This is a genomic window from Variovorax sp. P1_H2 (assembly GCF_056405295.1).
The window spans coordinates 52,302-72,921 of record NZ_JBFUCJ010000020.1 but is presented as its reverse complement, the minus strand read 5'-3'; the positions used below and the strand labels follow the sequence as shown (position 1 = coordinate 72,921).

Genomic DNA, 20,620 nt, shown 5'->3' with positions numbered 1-20,620 from the left:
GCGAAGCGTGAAGTACGAGCGGGTGTACCTGAAGGCCTACGACAGCGTCAGCGCCGCGCGCGCCGACATCGCCGAGTACTTGGCCTGGTACAACGCGCATCGCGCTCATTCGAGCTTGGCTCGCTCTACGCCGGATGAGGCGTACTTCGCCGCCCTGCCGCACCTGAAGCTGGCCGCGTAAGATGAAATCCCTGGTGCGCCCCGAGTTGCCCACCGCGTCGGTCGGTTCGTCGCGAGCGCCGACCGCCGCCGTGGACAACTCTGCACCGTTGGCAAACCGCCCGCAATCCACTTAAGAATCGGGGAATGCTGTTCAGACAAGCGGGGCCACTTCTGTGGACCCTCAACATGTCGAGCGRTTRGGCGCSTTTGTCTGCGCCTACCTGCGATATCTGCGCGTGCCCGTAAGGCGAGTGCTGGACGTGGGTTGCGGCATCGGKCTCTGGCGCGACATCGTGGCGCGGCAATTCCCCTTGGCCAGYTAYCACGGAGTSGAGTTCAGCGAATACCTKTGCGGGCGCTACGGKTGGGAGCGCGGCTCGGTGGTGGACTACCAAGTCARGAAGCCCTTTGACTTCGTCATCTGCCAGGGMGTGCTGCCCTATCTCAGCCCGCCGGATGTCAAGCGCGCTCTGCGCAACCTGAGCCTACTGAGTCAGGGCGCCCTGTATGTGGAGGCCGTGACGCGCGAGGACTACGCGCGCGACATCGTGGATGARGACCTGACCGACCCGCACATCTTTCGCCACAGCGCCGAGGTGTACCGRGMCGGGCTGTCTCGGCAYTTTCAGGAGGYSGGCGGCGGTGTGTGGCTGAGCCGGCAAGCCGAGTTGCCACTGTTCTCACTGGAGTGCGTCGTAGAGTGACGTCTTCCCCGGAAGTCCTCCAAGCGAAGGTGCGAAGACCGCAGCCAGCTCCAGTCGGCCAACTGCGGACGTTGGCGCATGCCTCTCAATTGACGAAGGCCGCGTGTCAAGATGCCCCAACGAGCCTGTGTCACGACCTCTTTGAGCCGCCATGAAGATTCATCTCACTCGCGATAGCGTATGTGCCGGCGACGATGTGGATGCGCCGCACGCGCGAACGATGTCGTTCGCCGACGAAGCGCCGCTCGACTCAGTCATCGATGAGATTATGCGTTCCGGCTACCTTGCCTCCATCGCCGGCGGTAAAGCTACTTGGTCCGCAGTCGCTCGCCACCCGATAGCAGTGGTCGCGCAGCAATGGTCTCAACCGAGGTTTCTCCCTGGCCACGCTGCGAACCTCTCGCTGCTCAAAGGCGCAGACGGTGTTGCCAGACTTCATTTTCGCTATCACATGCAGGAGGACCCCAATACTGTGTTCACGACGCTGACGGGGCAACATCTCGCCGGCGGGGTGGCGTAGGGCAGCACCCGGCCAGGACCAGTCCTTCGTGAACAGCCGCTGCTGGGCAGGCCACTCCCAGGGGCGCCCGGTCATTCGATCGTCTCGGTGGCGCGAAGCAGGCTACTCTTCGGCACCGTGATGCCGATCGCGCGCAGGGTCTTGAGGTTCAGGATCAGATCGAACTTGGTTGGCTCCTCCATCGGTAGGTCGGCTGGCTTTGCGCCGCGCAAGGTTTCGTTGGTGCTACGCAGCCGGTCGAGCGCGTCGAGGGCCGCTCCCGAGTTCCTTGACCCCCTCGGGGGGCGGAAACGTCGAAGACTTTTTCCGTGGGCGCTCAGGAGTCAGCGTCATGACGTGACAGGGTGGCAAGCAGCAGATCGATACCGGTGATCGGCGGCAGGCACTTCGACTCGCGGCAGACCCAGGCCTGGGGATGGACACTCGCCGGCTTGGCCAGCACGTCGGGCAGGCCGCGGGTATCGGCAGGCAGTCGCAGCACCAACACGCCAGGCAGGTAGCGGCCGGCCAGCGCCGCGCGCCATGGCGCGAGCGTAGGCGACGGTCCGGTGAGCATGACCAGCGTCGGCGGCGAGAGAGCTTCGGCCATCGCGGTCACGAGCGTCGGGCAGCCGTGTGGCGTGCGCCGAACCTCGCCGGCAAACAGCGCCATCGCGCGTTGCGCGGCCCGCACATAGCGCGGCTCGCCGATCAGGTGGCCCAGGCGCTGCAAATGCAGAGCGGCTGTGCCGTTGCCCGACGCTGTGGCGCCGTCGTGACCCGGCTTCGGTCGCAGCATCAGCGCTTCATGGTCATGGCTGGTGAAGAAGAAGCCGCCATCATGCGGGTCTTCGAACTGCTCGAGCAACAGATCGGCCAATGCACAGGCAAATTGCAGATCGGCGATGCGCAGCACGTCACTTTGCATGAGTTCGAGCATCGCACCGAGCATGAAGGCATGGTCATCGAGATAAGCATTGAGGTGCGAGCGGCCATCCTTGCTTGTGGCCAACAGGCGCCCCTTGCGCCACAGCGCTGCGCGAACAAAGTCCGCGGCGCGACGCGCTGACGCGGCCCAGCGTGGCTCGGCGAATACCCGTGCCGCGAAGGCCATGCCATCGATGGCCAATGCGTTCCAGCTGGTCAGCACCTTGTCGTCGCAGCCAGGCCGCTCGCGCGCCTCGCGCAGCGCGAACAATCGTGCGCGGGCGTCGGCGATCAGCGCCGCACACTCGGCTTCATCACGCCCCAGCCGAGCGGCCACCTCGGCCAGCGGCCGGGCCACGTGCAGGTGCCATGCACGGCCTTCGAAGTTGGGTGGCGCGTCAAGTCCGTAGCGCGCGGCAAACGCGGCGAACTCGGCCGCGCCGAGTTGCTGCGCTACGTCGTCACGTTGCCAAATATAGAAGCGCCCCTCCTCGCCTTCGGAGTCGGCATCGATGCTGGAGAAATAGCCGCCTTCGCTGCCTTGCATCTCGCGCATCAGCCAGGCGGCCGTGTCATCGCACACCTGGCGCCACAGCGGATCGCGCGTGAGCTGCCAGGCTGCCGCGCACAGGCGCAGCAGCGGCCCGTTGTCATACAGCATCTTCTCGAAGTGCGGAATCATCCATCGAGCGTCGGTGCTGTAGCGGCAGAATCCCCCGCCCAGGTGGTCGTAAATCCCGCCTTCGGCCATGCGCCGCAAGGTCAACAGGACGGCGTCGTGCGTTGCTTCGTCGGGCGCGGCCACGGCGTGCCTCAGCAGCGCGTCGAGGACGGCTGCCTGCGGGAATTTTGGCGCACCACCGAAGCCGCCGTCGACCTCGTCGAAGGCAAGCATCAAGGCGTCGCGCAGGCCAGTTGCGGCCCGCGCCGCAGCTTTCTGCAGCGTGTCGGTGCGAACGTCCGCACCGACCTGGACGCCATCGTCCGCGCGGCGCACGGCCAGCGCGTCGGCCAGGGCGCAAACAAGCTCCTCGCCTTGCGCCATGACCTGCACGCGCTGCGCGGCCCACACCTCAGCGACGCGCGCCAACACGTCGTCGAACCCTGGCCTGTTGTAGCGTGAGCGCTTGGGGAAGTAGGTGCCACCGAAGAATGGCTTGCCCTCGGGCGTGAGGAACATGGTCAGCGGCCAGCCGCCCGATCGGCGGGTGATCAGTTGATGCGCCGCCTGGTAGATCTGGTCGATGTCCGGCCGCTCCTCGCGATCTACCTTGATGTTGACGAAGTGCCGGTTCATCAGCGCGGCGGTGTCGGCATCCTCGAAGCACTCATGGGCCATCACATGGCACCAGTGGCAGGCCGAGTACCCCACTGACAGCAGGATCGGCCGCCCCGAGCTGCGGGCCAAAGACATGGCCTCGTCACCCCAGGAGTGCCAGTCCACCGGGTTGTCGGCGTGCTGTAGCAGATAGGGGCTGGTCTCGTGAGCGAGGCGATTGGCCATGGGGCTGCTGGCGTCTCGTTGAATGCGTGATGACTGCCATTCGGCGATTCAGTCGGGCTCAGTGTCCTTGAGCAACGAGAATAGCACTGCGAAGATCTCCTTTGTCGATACCGAACCGCTGGCGTCCTTCTCGAGCAGGATGAGTTGCTTTCCGTCGGGCAGACCGGCGGGTATCACCATCTTGCCCCCGGACTTCAACTGGTAGATGAGCGACGGCGGGATGAGCTCGGGAGCCGCTGTGACGATCACTTTGTCGAACGGTGCGTGTTCGGGCCACCCGCCGCAGCCGTTGCCGATCTTGACTTCAACGTTGGCATGGCCTTGTCGAGCCAACCGGTGCCGAGCCTGCACAGCCAGCTGTTCAATGAGCTCCATGCTGTAGACGCGCTGTGCCAGCTGGGCCAGGATCGCCGATTGGTAGCCCAGAGACGAATATCTCCGCTACAAAGCGACCGTACGGCGCTGGGTGTGAGCCCGTTTGGCGGCGTTCGGGTTAAGTCGCGCATGTGCGCGGTGTTCAGGGTGCCTCTGACTAGATGCGGATTACGCATCCATCAGAATGCCACCCGATTCAGGTCCGAGGCACACACGCCGATCTGAGGCCTTGGATGACCGCAATGCAGCCACTCCGTGACCTCGATTCACATGTTGGCGACTTATGAAGAAACCCGCCACAAGGGCGGGTTTCAGGGCGATGCGGGAGGAAGGGGCGAACCCCTTGGAGCATAGCTCCCGTGGCGGGATGAGCCACTGAGTCCACCGTTGCATCACCATGGTTTGATCGGCCCCTGCATAAGGAGTTCCGCGCCATTTCGCAGTCGGTGTGGCCCATGGTTCAGGCCGTGGCGCACTTGTCGGAAATGCTAGGTCACGCACTCGGAGCCCGTCCGCAATGTGGCGGACTGAAGTGGTCGTCAACATCCAAGGCATCGAAAGGCCATGCCCTCGGTGGTGCACTCGTCGTCGCGGGGAAGGCGTACAGTCACTCATCAGCATGTCGTGTCGGTGCGCGTCTTGGCTACTGATGGCGACCTTACCCGCCTATCGGGTATGTCACCAACCCTTTCACCGGAGGGGGTCCATGGTCGAAAGATCTCAAATCGACGAAGTGCGCTTCGCGCAAGCCGTACAGCTCGTTGCCGCAGCCGTATCCGCCAATTTGACCTGGTCGAGCCAGCGTCAGGGGTGCAGCCCTGGCCGTCGGCACATAGGGTCCACCTCGCCCCCGTCGTCAGGGACGAGCAATACCATGGCAGCATGACTTGATGTACGTGCAAACGAGGCAGGGTCAGAACCGTCTTGTGCGCTATGAACATGCAAGGTGACCTGCGCTGCCTACACTGCTGCTTGTCGCGAACGCTGCAGGAGCGCACTCCGCGTTGATCCTGAAGCCAGATTTGCGCAGGCCGGCTTCGCTAGCGAAGTCGAAGTCATCCGTCGCCGCGGCGGGAATCCGCGGGACCTGCTCGACCAAGTTTGCCTCCAACGCTGAAGCATGGATGCGCATGCTGATCTAGCCAGACCGCTGCCAGATCAAATAGGCTCCCGCGGCGAGCACGATCCCACCCGCGACCCAGGCGTTGACCGTCGCCACCATCACGATGCCGAGCACAACGCTCGCTCCTGCCAAGTTCACATTGCCCCTTCCGACAACTGTTGCTTCACCTCGGCACGGATCGCCGGATCGCCTTCGGGGCCGCGTGAGCAACCTGCGTGGCGCGGTCCTGACACATCGCCATCAGACGGCGGCGGACGCCGGCCATTTCGATGGTCATTGGAGAGTGGGGGTTCTAGCGGGAAGAATCTGGTCAATGAAATCAACGCTCTCCAGTGAAAACGCCCTCAGAGACTCCTCTAAAACCCCCCGGTGTTCCCCGTCAATCTCCCTGGGAAATCTCCCCGAGACTGCCTGAAGTTTAAGCAGCGGCTCGCAGGCGTTGACGTCCATGTGTCACCCCCTCTTGCCCATAAGGACCAGCCTGCAGCCTTATCCAACTCGAACATAACGTCGTAGCCCTCCAGGTTCTTGGTCTCAACCCTGTCGGGTCGGGTCCATCCGATGTCGTAGCCGGCCTTCTTCGCCTCGTTCTCGAACCCCGACGACTGCGGCCATGTGATCTCAACGAGCTTGTCTTCATCCTTCCAGGCGAAGTGTTCTTTGATGTCCTTGGCCACGTCGTAAATGAACCCAGGCGCGTCGATCATGGTGCGTTCCTCGTTGCTGTGGACTAGAGCAGGCCGGTCTGCGGCGCGTGCTGCAGCGGCTCAGGCGTGGCCACCAGCAGCTCGGCGGTGTACTGCTGCATGAACGCCATCGATTCGTCGGCGGGCGCCGCCAGCCACGAGTCGTACATCGCCTCCGGCAGGATCACGACCATGCGCTTGTCCTTGCCGGCGCGGTGAAAGTTCTTCATCAGCGCGTGCGTGGTCGCGTCGATCGTGAGCATCGTGAAGCTGAAAACGACCTCACCGGTGCCGGCGTCGACCCACCGGTCCCACAAGCCCGCCAGGCCCATCGGATCGCCGTCAACGCGCTCGATGCGGGTCTCGATCGCCTTCCCCGTTCGCCAGTCGGGCTCGTAGATACAGTCGGCCGGGATCACGCAGTGCTGGCGCCGCCAGGGGATTGCGTAGGAGAGCTCCTCCGCCGCTGTTTCCGACCTGGCCTTCAACGTGTCGCGCTTGATATCGCGCTTGCGCGAGCGCGCAGGCAGCAGCCCGAACTCCCCAATGAGGCACTCCCGCTCAAGGCCTCCGGCGTTGTCGGGGCCTGCCGGGTTGATGACGAACGGAGCGTGGTTGTGCTTGTAGATGTGGCCGCCGTTCGGTGCCACCCAATTCGGCGGCAGGATGACGTCGAACTTCCTCTGGAGACGTTCGCGCGCCTTAATGGTCTGGTAGTGGTTCCACATCCTCAGATGCTATCGGCTTCAGCCACTCGACGGCAGCCCCTGCTGGCGCCATGGCTCGCAGGCGATCGTCGCGGCAGCTACCTCGTCGAGCAAACCACCGACTGGCGGGCGTTTAGCGTCGTTCGACGGGTCGGGGCGCCGCATCATGGGTATTCTCCGGTCTGACTTACCGAACGGAATGTGCTGGCGCCTGTGTCGGGGCCCTGCTTGCGATCGACCCGCCGGCGGCTGCCGGTTCGAGCCACGGCAACATTCTGGTGACCGGCGTCGCGGGGCTGGTGGCCGGGGCCATGTCGATGGCCGCTGGTGAATATGTCTCGGTCCATTCGCAGGCGGACACTGAGAATGCCGACCTGTCGCGCGAGCTAGCCGAGCTCGAAAAGGATCCTGCCGCGGAGCGGCGTGAGCTCTCGACTATCTATGTCGGCCGAGGGCTCGAGCCGGGCCTGGCGCAGCAGGTGGCCGAGCAACTTATGACGCACGACGCCATCGGTGCCCATGGGTGCGACGAGCTCGGCATCTTCGAAGCCCAGATCGCGCGGCCGGTTACGGCCGCGCTGGCGTCGGCCGCCAGCTTCGCGGTCGGTGCGGCGCTGCCGCTGGCGGTGACGGCGTTGTCGCCCGCACAGAGCGTGATTCCATGGATATCAGGGACGGCACTCTTCTTCCTGGCCTTGTTGGGTGCCGTCGCCGCGCGCGCTGGCGGCGCCGGCGTTCTGATGGGCGCCTGGCGGGTGACATTCTGGGGAGCGCTCGCGATGGCGATCACCGCGGGTGTGGGCGCACTGTTCGGTGCGATCGTTTGATGCCTGGTACGCAAGCTTCTGGGACAGCAGCGGTTCGTACTCTTGCCCGCTTGCGCAGCAGCGAATCAGCCCGAGCTTCTGCAGCTTGAGCGCGCCCTCTGTCAAGCCTGCCCGTTGAGGCAACACGACCGGCCAAGATGATTGTCGCGCCCCAGGGAGCCGCGGCGTGATCCGCCGATGATCCCGAAGAGCTGTTTCGAGCCGTGAACCGGGTGCAGGCCATCCAGACCCGGGCCGACCGGGACGCCCAGGAGCTGGGATTGATCATTGAGGCCTTTATTCCCGGACGGGAGTACGCGCTGGAAGGCGCCCTGGAACGGGGCGAGCTCACGACCCTTGCCCTGTTCGACAAGCCCGATCCCCTGGACGGGCCGTATTTCGAGGAATCCCTTTACGTCACCCCCTCCCGGCTGCCGAGGGCGCTCCAGGAACGCATCCATCACGCGGTGGCACGTGCCTGCCGCGTGGCCGGGCTCGCAGCTGGGCCGGTCCACGCCGAAGTGCGGGTCAATGAGCACGGCATCTGGCTGCTGGAGATCGCGGCCCGCTCCTTCGGGGGCTTGTGCGGGCGGGTGCTTACCCGTTCCCTGGGCATGAGCCTGGAGGACCTGATCCTGCGCCCATTGGTTGGGAAAACCGCTGGCAGAACCGCTCGCCCTTGCCGGCGAGGGCGCCGCCGCGGGGGTCATGATGATCCCCATTCCGCAGCGCGGCATTTGCCATGGCCTCGAAGGCCTGGCCGCCGCGCAGTCGGTACCCGGGGTCACGGGGGTCACCATTACGGCGCAGCCCGGCCAGATCGTCGCTCCGCCTCCCGACGGGGCGAGCTACCTTGGGTTCATCTTCGCCCGGGCTTTGATCCCCGCGAATGCTGAAACGGCGCTGCGAATCGCCCATCGCAGTCTGAGCTTCGGTATGCGCACTCTGCCGGTCCTCTCGAGCAAATCCCGTCATCGGGAACTAATCAGTACCAAATTGGTACTAATCTTTCACTGGGGTGATGCCAATGCTGAGACTGAGCAAGTTGACCGACTACGGCACCGTGGCGATGGCCCATATCGCGCGCGAGCCGGATCGGATTCATGCCGCGACCGAACTGGCGGGGACGATTGGCGTGGCTTTGCCCACAGCCAGCAAGGTCCTGAAGATCCTGGCACGGGTCAACCTGCTGCGATCAGTGCGTGGCGTGAAGGGCGGGTACATGCTGTCGCGGCCCGCCGGCGAGATCTCGATTGCCGAGCTCATCGACGCCCTGGAAGGCCCGATCGGCCTGACCGAATGCAGTGCCATCGCCGGCCTCTGTGCGCTGGAAGGGTCGTGCTCGATCCACACGAATTGGCAACGTATCAATCGCGTGGTTCTGGATGCCCTGGGCCAGATGACGCTGGCGGACCTGGCGCAACCGACGTTCAAGCCCGTCCATCTGGACGCTCGGCGTGCACCGCGGCCGCGCGCGCTCGCGTGAAGGAGCTCCACATGACTGCGCCGGCACACCAACTCGATGCTCTGATCAGCCGCGACTACCAGCACGGCTTCTTCACCGCCGTGGACACGGACACCGTGCCGCGCGGGCTGAGCGAGGACGTCATCCGCGTGATTTCCGCCAAGAAGAACGAGCCGGAATTCATGCTGGCGTGGCGGCTGAACGCCTATAGCCATTGGCTGACCATGACCGAGCCGAAGTGGGCGACGGTCGAGCATCCGCCCATCGACTACCAGAACATCGCCTACTACTCCGCCCCGAAATCACAGAAGAGCGGACCGCAGAGCCTGGACGAGGTCGATCCCGAGTTGCTGCGGATGTATGAAAAGCTCGGTGTGCCGCTCCAGGAGCGAGAACTGCTCGCGGGCGTCGCGGTGGATGCAGTGTTCGACAGCGTTTCTGTGGCCACGACCTACAAGGCGAAGTTGGCCGAACTCGGCATCGTGTTCTGTTCGTTCTCGGAGGCGGTGCAGAACCACCCCGATCTGGTCCGGCAATACCTCGGCTCGGTGGTGCCCTACACCGACAACTTCTTCGCGACGCTGAACTCGGCGGTCTTCACCGACGGCTCGTTCTGCTACATCCCGCCCGGCGTGCGCTGCCCGATGGAGCTGTCGACGTACTTTCGCATCAACGCCAGCAACACCGGCCAGTTCGAGCGCACCCTGATCATCGCCGACCGCGGCGCGTACGTGAGCTACCTCGAAGGCTGCACGGCGCCGATGCGGGACGAGAACCAGTTGCACGCCGCCGTCGTCGAGTTGATTGCGCTCGACGACGCGCAGATCAAGTACGCGACAGTGCAGAACTGGTATCCGGGCGACAAGGACGGCAAGGGCGGCATCTACAACTTCGTCACCAAGCGCGGCGACTGCCGCGGCGCGAACTCGAAGATTTCCTGGACCCAGGTGGAAACCGGCTCGGCGATCACCTGGAAGTATCCGAGCGTCATCCTGCAGGGCGACAACGCCGTGGGCGAGTTCCATTCGGTGGCGCTGACCAACCACTACCAGCAAGCGGATACCGGCACCAAGATGATCCACCTCGGCAGGAACACCAGAAGCACGATCCTCTCCAAGGGCATCTCGGCCGGCCATGGACGCAACGCCTACCGGGGGCAGGTGAAGGTCGCGAAGAGCGCCGTCGGCGCGCGCAATTACACGCAGTGCGACTCATTGCTGCTGGGCGACAAGTGCGCCGCTCACACCTTCCCCTACATCGAGGTGAAGAACCCCACCGCCCGGGTCGAGCACGAGGCCTCCACCTCGCGCATCGGCGAAGACCAGCTCTATTACTGCCAGAGCCGCGGACTCTCGGCGGAGGACGCGGTGTCGATGATCGTGAACGGCTTCTGCAAGGAAGTGTTCAAGGAGCTGCCGATGGAGTTCGCGGTGGAAGCGCAGAAGCTGCTCGGCGTAAGTCTCGAAGGGAGCATAGGTTGATGCTGTCCATCAAGAATCTGCACGTTTCGGTCGACGGCAAACCCATCCTCCGTGGCATCGACCTCACGGTGCATGCCGGCGAGGTCCACGCCATCATGGGGCCCAACGGTTCGGGCAAGAGCACGCTGGCGCATGTGCTGGCCGGGCGGGAGGACTACGTCGTGACGGCCGGCGAGGTGCTCTACGCTGGGAAGAACCTGCTCGACATGCCGCCCGAGGCGCGCGCTCGGGAAGGGATCTTCCTCGCCTTCCAGTACCCGGTGGAGATCCCCGGCGTGGCGAACATCTATCTGCTCAAGGCGGCGCTCAATGCGATCCGCAAGCACCGCGGCGAGCAGGAACTGGATGCGATCGACTTCCTCGCCCTGGTGAAAGGCAAGTTGAAGTTGATGGACATGGATCAGGGCCTGCTTTACCGCTCGGTGAACGAAGGCTTCTCGGGCGGCGAGAAGAAGCGCAACGAGATTCTGCAGATGGCGGTGCTGGAGCCGAAGCTCGCGATCCTCGACGAGACCGACTCAGGCCTCGACATCGATGCGCTCAAGGTCGTCGCCCATGGTGTTGAAGCCATGCGCAGCCCGCAGCGCGCAATCATCCTGGTGACGCACTACCAGCGGTTGCTCAACTACATCGTGCCGGATCAGGTGCACGTCCTGGCGCAGGGGCGCATCGCCAGGTCCGGTGCTCCGGAGCTGGCATTGGAGCTGGAAAGCCGCGGCTATGGCTGGGTCGAGGCGCAGGCTCAGGCGCTGAATGAAACGGCACGACCATGATGAATAAAGATCTCTACCGCGCGCAATTCGCGCAGCTAGAGCCTCGCCTCGTGGGCGCACGGCTGCCGTGGCTGCAACGCACGCGCGCGGTCGCGTTCGAGCGCTTCGCCGAGCTGGGCTTTCCGACTCTTCGAGACGAAGATTGGAAGTACACCAGCGTGGCAACCCTCGAGAAGCGCACCTTCAAGTTCGTGCCCGAATCGTTTGACAGCGTCGGCGCGGATCAGGTCGATGAGCTGGCCCTGGCCACAAGCCACCTGCTGGTGTTCATCAACGGACGTCATGCGCCAGGGTTGTCGCGCCCCGGTTCCCTGCCGCGCGGCGCCGAAGTCGGCAGCCTCGCAACGGCGCTCGCGGACCGCCCGGATCGGTTCGAAGCCGTGTTCACCCGCGATGCCGAAGCGCTCGTCAACGGCTTCACGGCACTCAACGCTGCGTTCTGGGCCGATGGGGCGCACATCGATCTCGCCGCGGGATGTGCGGTCGATGAGCCGATCCATCTGCTGTTCATCACGACGGACGCCGATCTTGCCGTTCACTCGCGCAACATCATCCGCGCCGGCGCGGGATCGCGGGCCGAGATCATCGAGCACTACGTCGGCATCAATGATGCCACGTACCTCACCAACGCGGTCACGCACATCCAGGCCGACGCGGGCGCGACCATCATCCATACCAAGCTGCAGCAGGAGAGCCTGCGCGGCCATCACATCGCCGACATTCGCGCCGAGCAGGGGCCCGACACCCGGTTCACGTCGCAGTCCTTTGCGCTGGGCGGGCGGCTCTCGCGCAACGACATCGGCACGCGACTCAACGCACCGGGCTGCGAAGCCACGCTGATTGGCCTGTACATGGCGAACGGCAGGCAGCACATGGACCATCACACCCGCATCGACCACCTGCGACCGCGCGGCACCAGCCGCGAGTTCTACAAGGGCGTGCTAGACGGCGCCTCGCGCGCGGTGTTCAACGGCAAGGTGATCGTGCATCCCGACGCGCAGCGCACCGACGCACAGCAATCCAACCGCAATCTGCTGCTGTCGGACAACGCCGAGGTCGATACCAAGCCGCAACTGGAGATCTATGCCGACGACGTGAAGTGCAGCCATGGCGCCACCGTCGGCCAGCTCGACGCCGAGCAGATTTACTACTTGCGTTCGCGCGGGATGGATGACGCGTCGGCGCGCGCGCTGCTGACCTTCGCCTTTGCCGAGGACGTCGCGACACGGGTGAGCTGCGTGCCCTTGCGCTCGCGCCTGGAGCAACTGCTGCGCGGCCGGCTGCCCGAGCAGGTGAAGGAGCTGCTGTGAAGAGCGCAGCGAGCGAACTGGGCGCATTGCGCGGCGCGGCGCCGATCTTGGCCTTCGACGTGGCGCGGCTGCGCGAGGATTTCCCGATCCTGCACCGCAGCGTGCACGGTATGCCCCTCGTCTACCTCGACAACGCCTCCACCAGCCAGAAGCCGCAGTGCGTGATCGATGCCGAGGCGCGCTACTACGCCGAGCTCAATGCCAACATTCACCGTGGCGTGCATGCCTTGAGCCAGCAGGCAACCGACGCCTACGAGGCCGCGCGCGATACCGTGAGGCGCGTCATCAACGCGGCACGGCGCGAGGAAATCGTGTTCGTGCGCGGCACCACGGAGGCCATCAACCTCGTGGCGGCGAGTTGGGGGCAGCGCTTGCAGCCGGGCGACGAGATTCTCATCACGGAGATGGAGCACCACTCGAACATCGTGCCATGGCAGTTGCTGTGCGAGCGCAGCGGCGCGGTGCTGCGGGTGGCGCCGATCGACGACGACGGCGAGCTGGTGCCGGGCGAGTTGGAGCGCTTGCTCGGTGCGCGCACCCGGTTCGTCGCGGTGACTCATTTGTCGAACGCGCTGGGAACCATCAATGCGGTGAAGCGCATCGTCGATCTTGCCCACGCCAAAGGCGCTGCGGTGCTCATCGACGGCGCCCAGGCGGCGCCCCACATCAAGATCGATGTGCAGGCGCTCGACTGCGATTTCTACGCCTTCTCGGGCCACAAACTGTATGGCCCAACCGGCGTCGGCGTGCTCTACGGCAAGGCGGCGTTGCTGGACGCGATGCCCCCGTACCAGGGTGGCGGCGACATGATTCGCGAGGTGACCTTCGCCAAGACCACCTTCAACGACCTGCCCTACAAGTTCGAGGCGGGTACTCCCCATATCGCCGGGGTGATCGGTCTTGGCACGGCGATCGATTACATGAGCGCAATCGGACTCGACGCCATCGCTGCGCACGAGCACCAACTGCTCGCCTACGCCACCGAGCAGGCGCGCGCAGTTTCCGGCCTGCGCCTCATCGGCACCGCGAAGGACAAGGCGAGCATCCTGTCGTTCGTGCTCGACGGCGTGCATCCGCACGATGTCGGCACGATTCTCGATGGGGAGGGCGTGGCTGTGCGCACGGGACACCATTGCGCCATGCCGGTGATGGAGCACTTCCATGTGCCGGCAACGGTGCGCGCCTCGTTCGCGCTCTACAACACGAGCGCCGAAGTGGACGCGCTGTTCCGCGCCGTACGCAAGGTGCAGGAGGTCTTTGGCCATGCCCGATCCGCGTGATCTCTACCAGGAGGCCATCCTCGACCATAACCGCACGCCCCGGAATTTCGGGCGCCTGGCGGGTGCGAACCGCAGCGCCGAGGGCTTCAATCCCTTGTGCGGCGACAAGCTGACGCTGTACCTGAAGCTGGTCGATGGAGTGATCGAGGACGTGAGCTTCGAGGGGGCAGGCTGCGCCATCTCCACCGCCTCGGCCTCGCTGATGACGGAAGCGCTGAAGGGCAAGACCGAGCAAAAGGCGCAGGCGCTGTTCGAGGGATTCCTTGCGCTGTTGACCACGGGCCATGGCGCGGACTCCGCAGTGCCGCTGGGCAAGCTGGTGGTGCTGTCCGGCGTGCACGAATTTCCGGTGCGGGTGAAGTGCGCCACACTGGCCTGGCACACCTTGCACGCGGCGCTGCATGACGAGACCCGGCCGGTGTCCACGGAGTGAAGCAATGAGCATCGTCGACTGGTTGCACAAGGCACAGCAACTTGAGGCCACGCGCGAGAACGAGCCGGAAGGGCTTGAGGGCCGCGTGATCGCCGCGCTGCGCACGGTGTACGACCCGGAGTTGCCGGTCAACATCTACGATCTGGGCCTGGTCTATAGGCTCGATGTCGATGAGGCTGCGGGAAAGGTGCAGGTCCGGATGACCTTGACCGCCCCGGGCTGTCCGGTGGCGCAAACCTTCCCCGCGACCGTGGAGCGCGCGGTGGAGGCGGTGCAGGGCGTCAACGAAGCACGGGTGGAACTGGTCTGGGATCCGCCCTGGTCGCGCGACCGGATGAGCGAAGCGGCACGCTTGGATCTGGGGATGATCTGACATGGCCGAATGGGTCGCCGTCGCCCGGGTGGAGGACTTTCCGCCCGGCACCGCGCGCACGCTGGAGATCGAAGGCACGCCGATCGCCGTGTTCAACCTGAACGGCCGCTACTACGCCATCGAGGACATCTGCAGCCACGAGGCCGAGACACTCTCGGGCGGGGAAGTGGCGGGCGAGGAGATCATTTGCCCGCGCCACGGCGCGCACTTTTCGATTCTTACCGGCGCGGCGCGCTCACCGCCCGCGTATGAACCGGTGGCAACATTCCCGGTCCGCGTCGAGGGCGGCGTGGTCAGGGTGAAGGACGACCGCTGGGGCTGACTGTTGATGAGATGACGACCAGTCCCTCGACTTGCCGGAGACCACTCGACAGCGCCTTTCAGGCCTTCGCCAAGACTGCCATCGCCTTATTGGCGTCGTCCAGTGAGTGTCCACCGCCACGTAGACCGCAAATTGTCTGCCAATCACGGAGGCCGAGAACCCGCAGAGGTTGATTCCCCCGTCAGCAAGCTGCTGAGTCAACTCGGCGGCGACGCCCGGCCGGTCCGGGCTCATCATCCGGATGGAGCTTCCACACATCGCCGACAGCTATTCGCGCGCTGCGGCGCAACGGACCCGACGAGCCCGCGAAGTACAACCCCAGGCATTCATTCGGTGATCTACGATGACTAGGGAAAGGAGCTCCCGAGCGGGGCGGGCAGCACCTGTATCCGCAATCCGTGGCCCGGATCCTTCAAGACCATCTGGAAGGATCCGGAGCGCTACGTGAGCCAGTAAAGATCATCCGCGGCGTGCTCGCAGCGATTTCGAATGGCCAGGATCCTGGCGACGTCCACGCTCGCCAATCCTGAAGTCGTCGACATGATCAAGGGACTGGCCAAATAGCAAAAAGGCACGGTGGCAGCGCGCCGCCCTTCGACGGCACACGACCTTCAAATGGTCAAACGCCCTCGACTATGCCGACGCCATGAGCCTGTTTCGGCACATTGGAAAGCTCACGCCGATGGCTTTGGCATCGGCACGACGAAGGCCAATGACATGGGGCTGAAGGCAGGGAGTATCGCCTCTTCACTGCGCACCGCGAGGTCGCAAACCGCACCGCCTTGCGGGCCGGCAGTGATCGTGTCGGCGATCGTAGGAGGCCCCCCAGCATCTGCGCTCCGGGACACGGACGTCAGTTCTGCAGTGTGTTGAAGTACTCGACAGGTCTTTCCAAGACTACCTACAGCTGGGTCGTCAGATCCTTGTGGGTTTGTTGAACGACCGCTTCGCGGCGCTCAATCGCGGGTGCTGTATGGCTGCAGTGGGCCCATTGCTGTCTGACAAGATGTTGCGATCAGTGCCCGCCGTGCAAGCGAATGCCGTCGTTCAACGTTCAAGCTGAGAGGCAGCGCCCGATCAACAATGATCGTCCCCACACCGCGGTCGCGGCACAGGGGCTCCGCCGAGTTGCGAGGGCCGCACGTTCAGCAGCGTGCTAGAGCAGGTGCGCTCGGATCTGGTCAAACGCCATCCGCGCGACAGCGACCTGCCGCATGGAGAAGTGGCGGGATTGCTGGGCTTCGCGGGGCCGAGCAGTTTCAGCCACTGGTCCCGCAGCCAGTTCGGCTGCAGCGCCTCGCAGCGGAGCACGCAGGCCGCCGCCGCGGCGGATCATGAAGATGACGGGGCATCCCGAACCGGGCAAGACAGGCCGAGTACTTCGAAACGCAGGGCGTGCGACACACCCTCGAGGAGGAGTCAGGCCGCCTTGCGCAGAAATCCCTGGTTGGCGCCGTTGCGATTGGGTGCGAAGCCATTCGCCAGAAGCGATTCTTCCGCCGTGTCGTAGAAGACACCGATCTTCGAGATTTCGCGCGCCTGTTGGGCGGTCGCGATGGGGCGACCGAACTGGCGCGAGATCTGCACCAGTTGCTCGATCTGTGCCACGGTGCCGATCTTGGCCGTGCGCGTCTGGTTCCAAAGCACGTCCTCGGTACCGCAGCGCACGTGCAGGCCCATGGCGATACCCATCATGTTCACGGGCAGCACGTTGCGGACCGAACTTTCCACGGTGAGCACCGCGCCATCGGGAACGGCGCGCACGAAGTTGGCGAGGTTGTAAATGTTCGGTGCGTCCATGCCACCGCTGATCGCCACCCAGTTCATGACCAGCGGGCCCTTATAGACGCCGCGGCGCATCAGTCGCTCGACCGACTCGAAGCTGTTGATGTTGTAGCACTGGAAGGCGCTCTGGATGCCGGCGGCCGTAAGGCGGCGGATGTGCTCCTCGACCCAGCCGGGCTGGGCCGGCACCGTCATCTCCTTGTAGGCCTCGAAGATGGCGGGGATTTCCCGCGAAGTGCCTTTGAAGTCTGCCAGTTCGGCGTGCTCCGTAACGTTCATCTGCGAGGTGTTGACGGTCACCGTCACCTGGTCCGGTTTCGGATCGAGTTCGGCCAGCATGTGGCGCGTGTCGTCGGACAGCCACTTGGCGGCCGCGCCTTCGGACTCCGGCGCGAAGCTGATTGAGCCGCCCACCTGGATGATCATCTCGGGCACGCGCGCACGCACGCCGGCGATGAGCTCGTTGAACTTGGACAGGCGCTTGCTGCCCTTGCCATCGAGTTCGCGAACGTGCAGGTGCAGCACCGTTGCGCCGGCGTTGTAGCAGTCCACCGCCTTCTGGATCTGATCCTCCATCGTGACCGGGATTTCTTCCGGGAAGTCCGACGGAAGCCAGCCCGGCGCATAAGGAGCGGCCGTGATGATCAGGGGCTGCTGGTTTTCGGGAAACAGGTGACCGTCTAGGAAGTTCATGTCGTCTTGTCTCGGGTTGCAATGCGGGCATCGGAAGGGATCAAGCCACCAGTTCGCTGTCCGGCTTGCGCAGGAACCCCTGGTTGCCCCCGTTGCGATTGGGCGCGAAGCCATTGGCCTGAAGCGTCTCTTCCGCCGTGTCGTAGAAAACCCCGATCTTCATGATCTCTCGTGCCTGTTTCGCTGTCGCGATGGGGCGGCCGAATTCGCCAGCGATGCGCACCAACTGCTTGATCTGCTCGACGGAGCTCATCTTTCCCGTGCGGGTTTGATTCCAGAGCACGTCCTCGATACCGCATCGCACGTGCAGGCCCAAGGCAATGCCGATCATGTTCACGGGAAGCACATTCAGCACCGAACTTTCCACCGTGACCACCGCGCCGTCKGGCACGGCACGCAGGATGTTGGCCAGGTTGTAGATGTTCGCCTGATCCATGCCGCCGCTGATGGCCACCCAGTTCATCACCAGTGGCCCCTTGTAGATGCCACGGCGGATCATCCGCTCGATCGTTTCAAAGCTGTTGATGTTGTAGCACTGGAATTCGCTCTGAATTCCGGCCGCTGTCAGGCGGCGGATGTGTTCCTCGACCCAGCTGGGATTGGCGGGCACGACCATGTCCTTGTAGGTTGCATAGAGGTGCGGGAATCCCCGCGACACGCCCTTGAAGTCGTCCAGGCCCGCATGCTCCGTCACGTTCATCTGCGATGTGTTGACGGTCACCGTCACCTGATCGGGCTTCGGATCGAGCTCGGCGAGCATGTGGCGGGTGTCGTCGCTCAGCCACTTGGCGGCTGCGCCGTCCGATTCGGGCGCGAAGCTGATGGAGCCGCCCACCTGGATGATCATCTCCGGCACGCGGGCGCGCACCCCGGCGATCAACTCGTTGAACTTCGACAGGCGCTTGCTGCCCTTGCCATCGAGTTCGCGCACGTGCAGGTGCAGCACGGTGGCGCCGGCTTCGTAGCAATCCACCGCCTTCTGGATCTGATCCTCCATCGTGACAGGGATGTCTTCCGGAAAGTCCGAGGGGATCCAGCCCGGCGCATAGGGCGCGGCCGTGATGATCAGGGGCTGCTGGTTCTCAGGGTACAGGTGGCCGTCGAGGAAGTTCATGAGGATGGGTCTCCGAGTTGAAATGTGATGTCGGGAATGTCGAACGGGATGAAAAGACTTCAGGTACTCAGTACGGCACGTCGCCCACGATGCCGGCGCGCTCCATCTTGCGAGGTGCGGGCCAGTAGTCGTTGACTGCGTAGTGCTGCGTGCTGCGGTTGTCCCAGACGGCCACGTCCCCGGGCTGCCAGGACCAGCGCACCTGGTACTCGGGAATGGTGGCGCGGCTTGTCAGGTAGTTCAGCAGCAGCGATGCGCCCGGCAACTTGTCGATGCCGTGGCGGATGTTCTCCGGCGTGTTGTAGTTGACGAAATGCGTGGTGAAGCCGCCTACATACAGGATCTTCTCGCCGGTTTCGGGATGCGTGCGCACGACGGGATGCTCGACCGGCGGGTTGTCCCGGTCCAGCTTCCTGCGCGCTTCCTCCGGCATGACGGCGCCGAAAGAAGGCTCGATGCTGGCCTTGGCGCGCAGCTTCAGGATCTTTTGCTTGATCTCCTCCGGCAGTTCCTCGTACGCCTGAACCATGTTGACCCAGATGGTGTCGCCGCCGATCTCCGGGCATTCGATGCAGCGCAGCACGGCACCCATGGAAGGGCTCTGGCGCCACAGGCCGTCGGAGTGATACGAGTTCTCGTAGCTGTGCCTGCTGTCGCTGCGATAGATGAGCCCCAGGCCCGGGTACTTGGGATCGCTGTTGACCACGGGGTGGTCTTCCAGCTTGCCGAAGCAACTCGCGAAGGCCACGTGGTCGGCGCGCGTGATGTCCTGGTTGCGAAAGAAAAGCACCTTGTGCTTGAGCAGCGCGGCTTTGACCTGTGCGAAGAGCTCGGGGTTTCGCGCAGCTTCGCCGAGATGGACTTCGCTGACTTCGGCGCCAATGGCCGGTGTGATTTGCTTGATCTGCATTTTTTGCTCTCTGGAGGAATTGCAGGGTTTGGTCAATTCGCCTGGATGTTGAACTTCTTGACGATGGCGGCGTTGCRCTGGGACAGCAACTTGTTCTCGGCCAGCAGCGCAGCCGAATCGATGCTCACATCGGGCTCCACGCCCACGTCGATCAGCTTCTGTTGCACCGCGGGCGCATCGGCTGCCTTCTTGATGATTGCCTGGAGCTTCGCCAGGACGTCGGCCGGTAGCTTGCTGGAGCCGTAGAAGCAGACCTGCCCCTGGAACTGGATGTCCCGGTAGCCGAGTTCGGTCATGGTCGGCACGTCTGGGAAGTACCTGGACCGGCTTTTCCCGGAGACCGCATAGGGGCGCAGCATGCCGCTCTTGATCAGGGGCAACGAGGTCACTACGCCATCGAACATGATGTCGACCTGGCCGCCGATCAGGTCCTGAAGCGCGGGCGGCGATCCGGCGTAGCCGACGTGCTGCATGTCCAGTTCAGCCTGGCTGCTGAGGATCAGTCCCGAGTATTGCGACACCGTTCCCATGCCGTAGCTGGCGAAGCTGGATTTGCCCTTGCGCGTTTTCAACTGCGCGAGGAGGCCCTGGAAGTCCTTGGCCGGGTAGCTTGCACCGGACACGAGCACGTAGCTCGACGACGCCACCCTGGCGATGGTGACGATGTCCTTCAGCGGGTCGTACGGTACCTTCATCACCTGCGGCGCTTCCACCAGAAGATTGTTCGCCCCCAGCAGGATCGTGTTGCCATCCGGGGCCGCCTGCAGCATGGCGTTGAGCCCGATCGAGCCCGTTGCACCGGGGCGGTTCTCGACGATCACCGGACGGCCGATGTCCACGGAAATCTGTTGCCCGACCACGCGGGCGGCGGTGTCCATCGTTCCGCCCGCCGGTGCGGGAACGATGACCCTCAGGGGCTTGTCGCCGGATGCCCAGACGTTGAGCGCCAGCGAACATGTGATCAACGCCATCGCGGGGCGAGCAAACTGATGCAGTTTCATTTCTAGTCTCCATTTCCTGTTCGTTTCCGACCGATCTGTCAGCGGGTCCAGTATCTGGCGCACCGGCAGCCGGCACTTGCTTTTCTGGGACATGAAGTTGTCGAATTGGGGCATTGCCGACGTCGCGCTTCCAGTCCGGGAGCCGTCCCTCAAGAATCGCATCTCCACATGCATTTACAAGGACACG

Annotated in this window: 20 protein-coding genes and 3 pseudogenes; 14 read left to right on the top strand and 9 right to left on the bottom strand. The window is 64.1% G+C overall.

Annotated features, from left to right (window positions below):
* From AC1D2E_RS10055 to AC1D2E_RS10045, 3 genes and pseudogenes are all read left to right on the top strand, one after another.
* The coding region (locus tag AC1D2E_RS10055) for an integrase core domain-containing protein (RefSeq protein WP_478197263.1) at nt 1-181 on the top strand (181 nt) is incomplete at its 5' end.
* 154 nt (nt 182-335) lie between these two features.
* Nucleotides 336-866 (top strand): annotated as a pseudogene (locus tag AC1D2E_RS10050) (class I SAM-dependent methyltransferase); the annotation flags it as partial.
* 151 nt (nt 867-1,017) lie between these two features.
* Nucleotides 1,018-1,386 carry a hypothetical protein gene (locus AC1D2E_RS10045; RefSeq protein WP_478197262.1) on the top strand — a complete coding sequence of 123 codons (369 nt, stop codon included), beginning with the start codon at nt 1,018-1,020 and terminating at the stop codon, nt 1,384-1,386.
* A 316-nt stretch (nt 1,387-1,702) separates the two neighbouring features.
* On the opposite strand, the gene AC1D2E_RS10040 is transcribed toward AC1D2E_RS10045, so the two are convergent.
* The 4 genes from AC1D2E_RS10040 to AC1D2E_RS10025 all read right to left on the bottom strand — a co-directional run bounded on the left by AC1D2E_RS10040 (nt 1,703) and on the right by AC1D2E_RS10025 (nt 6,708).
* Nucleotides 1,703-3,796 carry a thioredoxin domain-containing protein gene (locus AC1D2E_RS10040; protein WP_478197261.1) on the bottom strand — a complete coding sequence of 698 codons (2,094 nt, stop codon included), beginning with the start codon at nt 3,794-3,796 and terminating at the stop codon, nt 1,703-1,705.
* A 48-nt stretch (nt 3,797-3,844) separates the two neighbouring features.
* Nucleotides 3,845-4,222 (bottom strand): protein-L-isoaspartate O-methyltransferase family protein, encoded by a 378-nt coding sequence (locus AC1D2E_RS10035; protein ID WP_478197271.1) that lies wholly within the window; start codon nt 4,220-4,222, stop codon nt 3,845-3,847.
* Between the two features lie 1,428 nt (nt 4,223-5,650).
* Nucleotides 5,651-6,001, bottom strand: coding sequence for a hypothetical protein (locus AC1D2E_RS10030; protein ID WP_478197260.1), 351 nt, complete (start codon nt 5,999-6,001; stop codon nt 5,651-5,653).
* A 23-nt stretch (nt 6,002-6,024) separates the two neighbouring features.
* Nucleotides 6,025-6,708 (bottom strand): SOS response-associated peptidase, encoded by a 684-nt coding sequence (locus AC1D2E_RS10025; protein ID WP_478197259.1) that lies wholly within the window; start codon nt 6,706-6,708, stop codon nt 6,025-6,027.
* Between the two features lie 161 nt (nt 6,709-6,869).
* Between AC1D2E_RS10025 and AC1D2E_RS10020 the strand changes: the two genes are divergently transcribed.
* The 11 genes and pseudogenes from AC1D2E_RS10020 (at nt 6,870) to AC1D2E_RS09970 (ending at nt 14,930) form a co-directional block, all read left to right on the top strand.
* Nucleotides 6,870-7,514 carry a VIT1/CCC1 transporter family protein gene (locus AC1D2E_RS10020; RefSeq protein WP_478197270.1) on the top strand — a complete coding sequence of 215 codons (645 nt, stop codon included), beginning with the start codon at nt 6,870-6,872 and terminating at the stop codon, nt 7,512-7,514.
* Nucleotides 7,515-7,717: 203 nt separating this feature from the next.
* Nucleotides 7,718-8,023, top strand: a pseudogene (locus tag AC1D2E_RS10015) (ATP-grasp domain-containing protein); the annotation flags it as partial.
* Nucleotides 8,024-8,201: 178 nt separating this feature from the next.
* Nucleotides 8,202-8,414 (top strand): annotated as a pseudogene (locus tag AC1D2E_RS10010) (hypothetical protein); the annotation flags it as partial.
* A 124-nt stretch (nt 8,415-8,538) separates the two neighbouring features.
* Nucleotides 8,539-8,979: an SUF system Fe-S cluster assembly regulator gene (locus tag AC1D2E_RS10005; RefSeq protein ID WP_478197269.1), complete on the top strand. Its 441-nt coding sequence runs from the start codon at nt 8,539-8,541 to the stop codon at nt 8,977-8,979.
* 11 nt (nt 8,980-8,990) lie between these two features.
* Nucleotides 8,991-10,439 (top strand): Fe-S cluster assembly protein SufB, encoded by a 1,449-nt coding sequence (gene sufB / locus AC1D2E_RS10000; RefSeq protein WP_478197268.1) that lies wholly within the window; start codon nt 8,991-8,993, stop codon nt 10,437-10,439.
* Entirely contained in the window at nt 10,439-11,212 is a 774-nt protein-coding gene (sufC, locus tag AC1D2E_RS09995) for a Fe-S cluster assembly ATPase SufC (protein WP_478197258.1), read from the top strand. Before sufB ends, sufC begins: the two co-directional genes overlap by 1 nt.
* Complete coding sequence (sufD, locus tag AC1D2E_RS09990; protein WP_478197257.1) at nt 11,212-12,522, top strand: Fe-S cluster assembly protein SufD; 1,311 nt, start codon at nt 11,212-11,214, stop codon at nt 12,520-12,522. The genes sufC and sufD overlap by 1 nt, the downstream gene beginning before the upstream one ends.
* Nucleotides 12,519-13,802: a SufS family cysteine desulfurase gene (locus AC1D2E_RS09985; RefSeq protein WP_478197256.1), complete on the top strand. Its 1,284-nt coding sequence runs from the start codon at nt 12,519-12,521 to the stop codon at nt 13,800-13,802. The genes sufD and AC1D2E_RS09985 overlap by 4 nt, the downstream gene beginning before the upstream one ends.
* Nucleotides 13,786-14,235 carry a Fe-S cluster assembly sulfur transfer protein SufU gene (gene sufU / locus AC1D2E_RS09980; RefSeq protein ID WP_478197255.1) on the top strand — a complete coding sequence of 150 codons (450 nt, stop codon included), beginning with the start codon at nt 13,786-13,788 and terminating at the stop codon, nt 14,233-14,235. Before AC1D2E_RS09985 ends, sufU begins: the two co-directional genes overlap by 17 nt.
* A gap of 4 nt (nt 14,236-14,239) precedes the next feature.
* Nucleotides 14,240-14,608: an SUF system Fe-S cluster assembly protein gene (locus AC1D2E_RS09975; protein ID WP_478197254.1), complete on the top strand. Its 369-nt coding sequence runs from the start codon at nt 14,240-14,242 to the stop codon at nt 14,606-14,608.
* Nucleotide 14,609: 1 nt separating this feature from the next.
* Nucleotides 14,610-14,930 (top strand): Rieske (2Fe-2S) protein, encoded by a 321-nt coding sequence (locus tag AC1D2E_RS09970; protein ID WP_478197253.1) that lies wholly within the window; start codon nt 14,610-14,612, stop codon nt 14,928-14,930.
* Here AC1D2E_RS09970 and AC1D2E_RS09965 read toward each other — a convergent pair.
* The 5 genes from AC1D2E_RS09965 to AC1D2E_RS09945 form a co-directional block, all read right to left on the bottom strand.
* Nucleotides 14,844-15,164 (bottom strand): hypothetical protein, encoded by a 321-nt coding sequence (locus AC1D2E_RS09965; protein WP_478197267.1) that lies wholly within the window; start codon nt 15,162-15,164, stop codon nt 14,844-14,846. The genes AC1D2E_RS09970 and AC1D2E_RS09965 overlap by 87 nt on opposite strands.
* Nucleotides 15,165-16,349: 1,185 nt before the next feature.
* Nucleotides 16,350-17,408 carry a beta-keto acid cleavage family enzyme gene (locus AC1D2E_RS09960; protein ID WP_478197252.1) on the bottom strand — a complete coding sequence of 353 codons (1,059 nt, stop codon included), beginning with the start codon at nt 17,406-17,408 and terminating at the stop codon, nt 16,350-16,352.
* Nucleotides 17,409-17,448: 40 nt separating this feature from the next.
* Nucleotides 17,449-18,522: a beta-keto acid cleavage family enzyme gene (locus AC1D2E_RS09955; protein WP_478197251.1), complete on the bottom strand. Its 1,074-nt coding sequence runs from the start codon at nt 18,520-18,522 to the stop codon at nt 17,449-17,451.
* Between the two features lie 67 nt (nt 18,523-18,589).
* Entirely contained in the window at nt 18,590-19,432 is an 843-nt protein-coding gene (locus tag AC1D2E_RS09950; protein ID WP_478197250.1) for a TauD/TfdA dioxygenase family protein, read from the bottom strand.
* Between the two features lie 32 nt (nt 19,433-19,464).
* Nucleotides 19,465-20,586 carry a tripartite tricarboxylate transporter substrate binding protein gene (locus tag AC1D2E_RS09945; RefSeq protein ID WP_478197249.1) on the bottom strand — a complete coding sequence of 374 codons (1,122 nt, stop codon included), beginning with the start codon at nt 20,584-20,586 and terminating at the stop codon, nt 19,465-19,467.
* Nucleotides 20,587-20,620 lie beyond the last annotated feature (34 nt).

Excerpts from the sequence above, each read along its gene's own strand:
- AC1D2E_RS10045 (WP_478197262.1), top strand. The coding sequence starts at position 1,018 with ATGAAGATTCATCTCACTCGCGATAGCGTATGTGCCGGCGACGATGTG.
- AC1D2E_RS10040 (WP_478197261.1), bottom strand. The coding sequence starts at position 3,796 with ATGGCCAATCGCCTCGCTCACGAGACCAGCCCCTATCTGCTACAGCAC.
- AC1D2E_RS10030 (WP_478197260.1), bottom strand. The coding sequence starts at position 6,001 with ATGATCGACGCGCCTGGGTTCATTTACGACGTGGCCAAGGACATCAAA.
- AC1D2E_RS10025 (WP_478197259.1), bottom strand. The coding sequence starts at position 6,708 with ATGTGGAACCACTACCAGACCATTAAGGCGCGCGAACGTCTCCAGAGG.
- sufB (WP_478197268.1), top strand. The coding sequence starts at position 8,991 with ATGACTGCGCCGGCACACCAACTCGATGCTCTGATCAGCCGCGACTAC.
- sufC (WP_478197258.1), top strand. The coding sequence starts at position 10,439 with ATGCTGTCCATCAAGAATCTGCACGTTTCGGTCGACGGCAAACCCATC.
- sufD (WP_478197257.1), top strand. The coding sequence starts at position 11,212 with ATGAATAAAGATCTCTACCGCGCGCAATTCGCGCAGCTAGAGCCTCGC.
- sufU (WP_478197255.1), top strand. The coding sequence starts at position 13,786 with ATGCCCGATCCGCGTGATCTCTACCAGGAGGCCATCCTCGACCATAAC.
- AC1D2E_RS09975 (WP_478197254.1), top strand. The coding sequence starts at position 14,240 with ATGAGCATCGTCGACTGGTTGCACAAGGCACAGCAACTTGAGGCCACG.
- AC1D2E_RS09970 (WP_478197253.1), top strand. The coding sequence starts at position 14,610 with ATGGCCGAATGGGTCGCCGTCGCCCGGGTGGAGGACTTTCCGCCCGGC.
- AC1D2E_RS09965 (WP_478197267.1), bottom strand. The coding sequence starts at position 15,164 with ATGAGCCCGGACCGGCCGGGCGTCGCCGCCGAGTTGACTCAGCAGCTT.
- AC1D2E_RS09960 (WP_478197252.1), bottom strand. The coding sequence starts at position 17,408 with ATGAACTTCCTAGACGGTCACCTGTTTCCCGAAAACCAGCAGCCCCTG.
- AC1D2E_RS09950 (WP_478197250.1), bottom strand. The coding sequence starts at position 19,432 with ATGCAGATCAAGCAAATCACACCGGCCATTGGCGCCGAAGTCAGCGAA.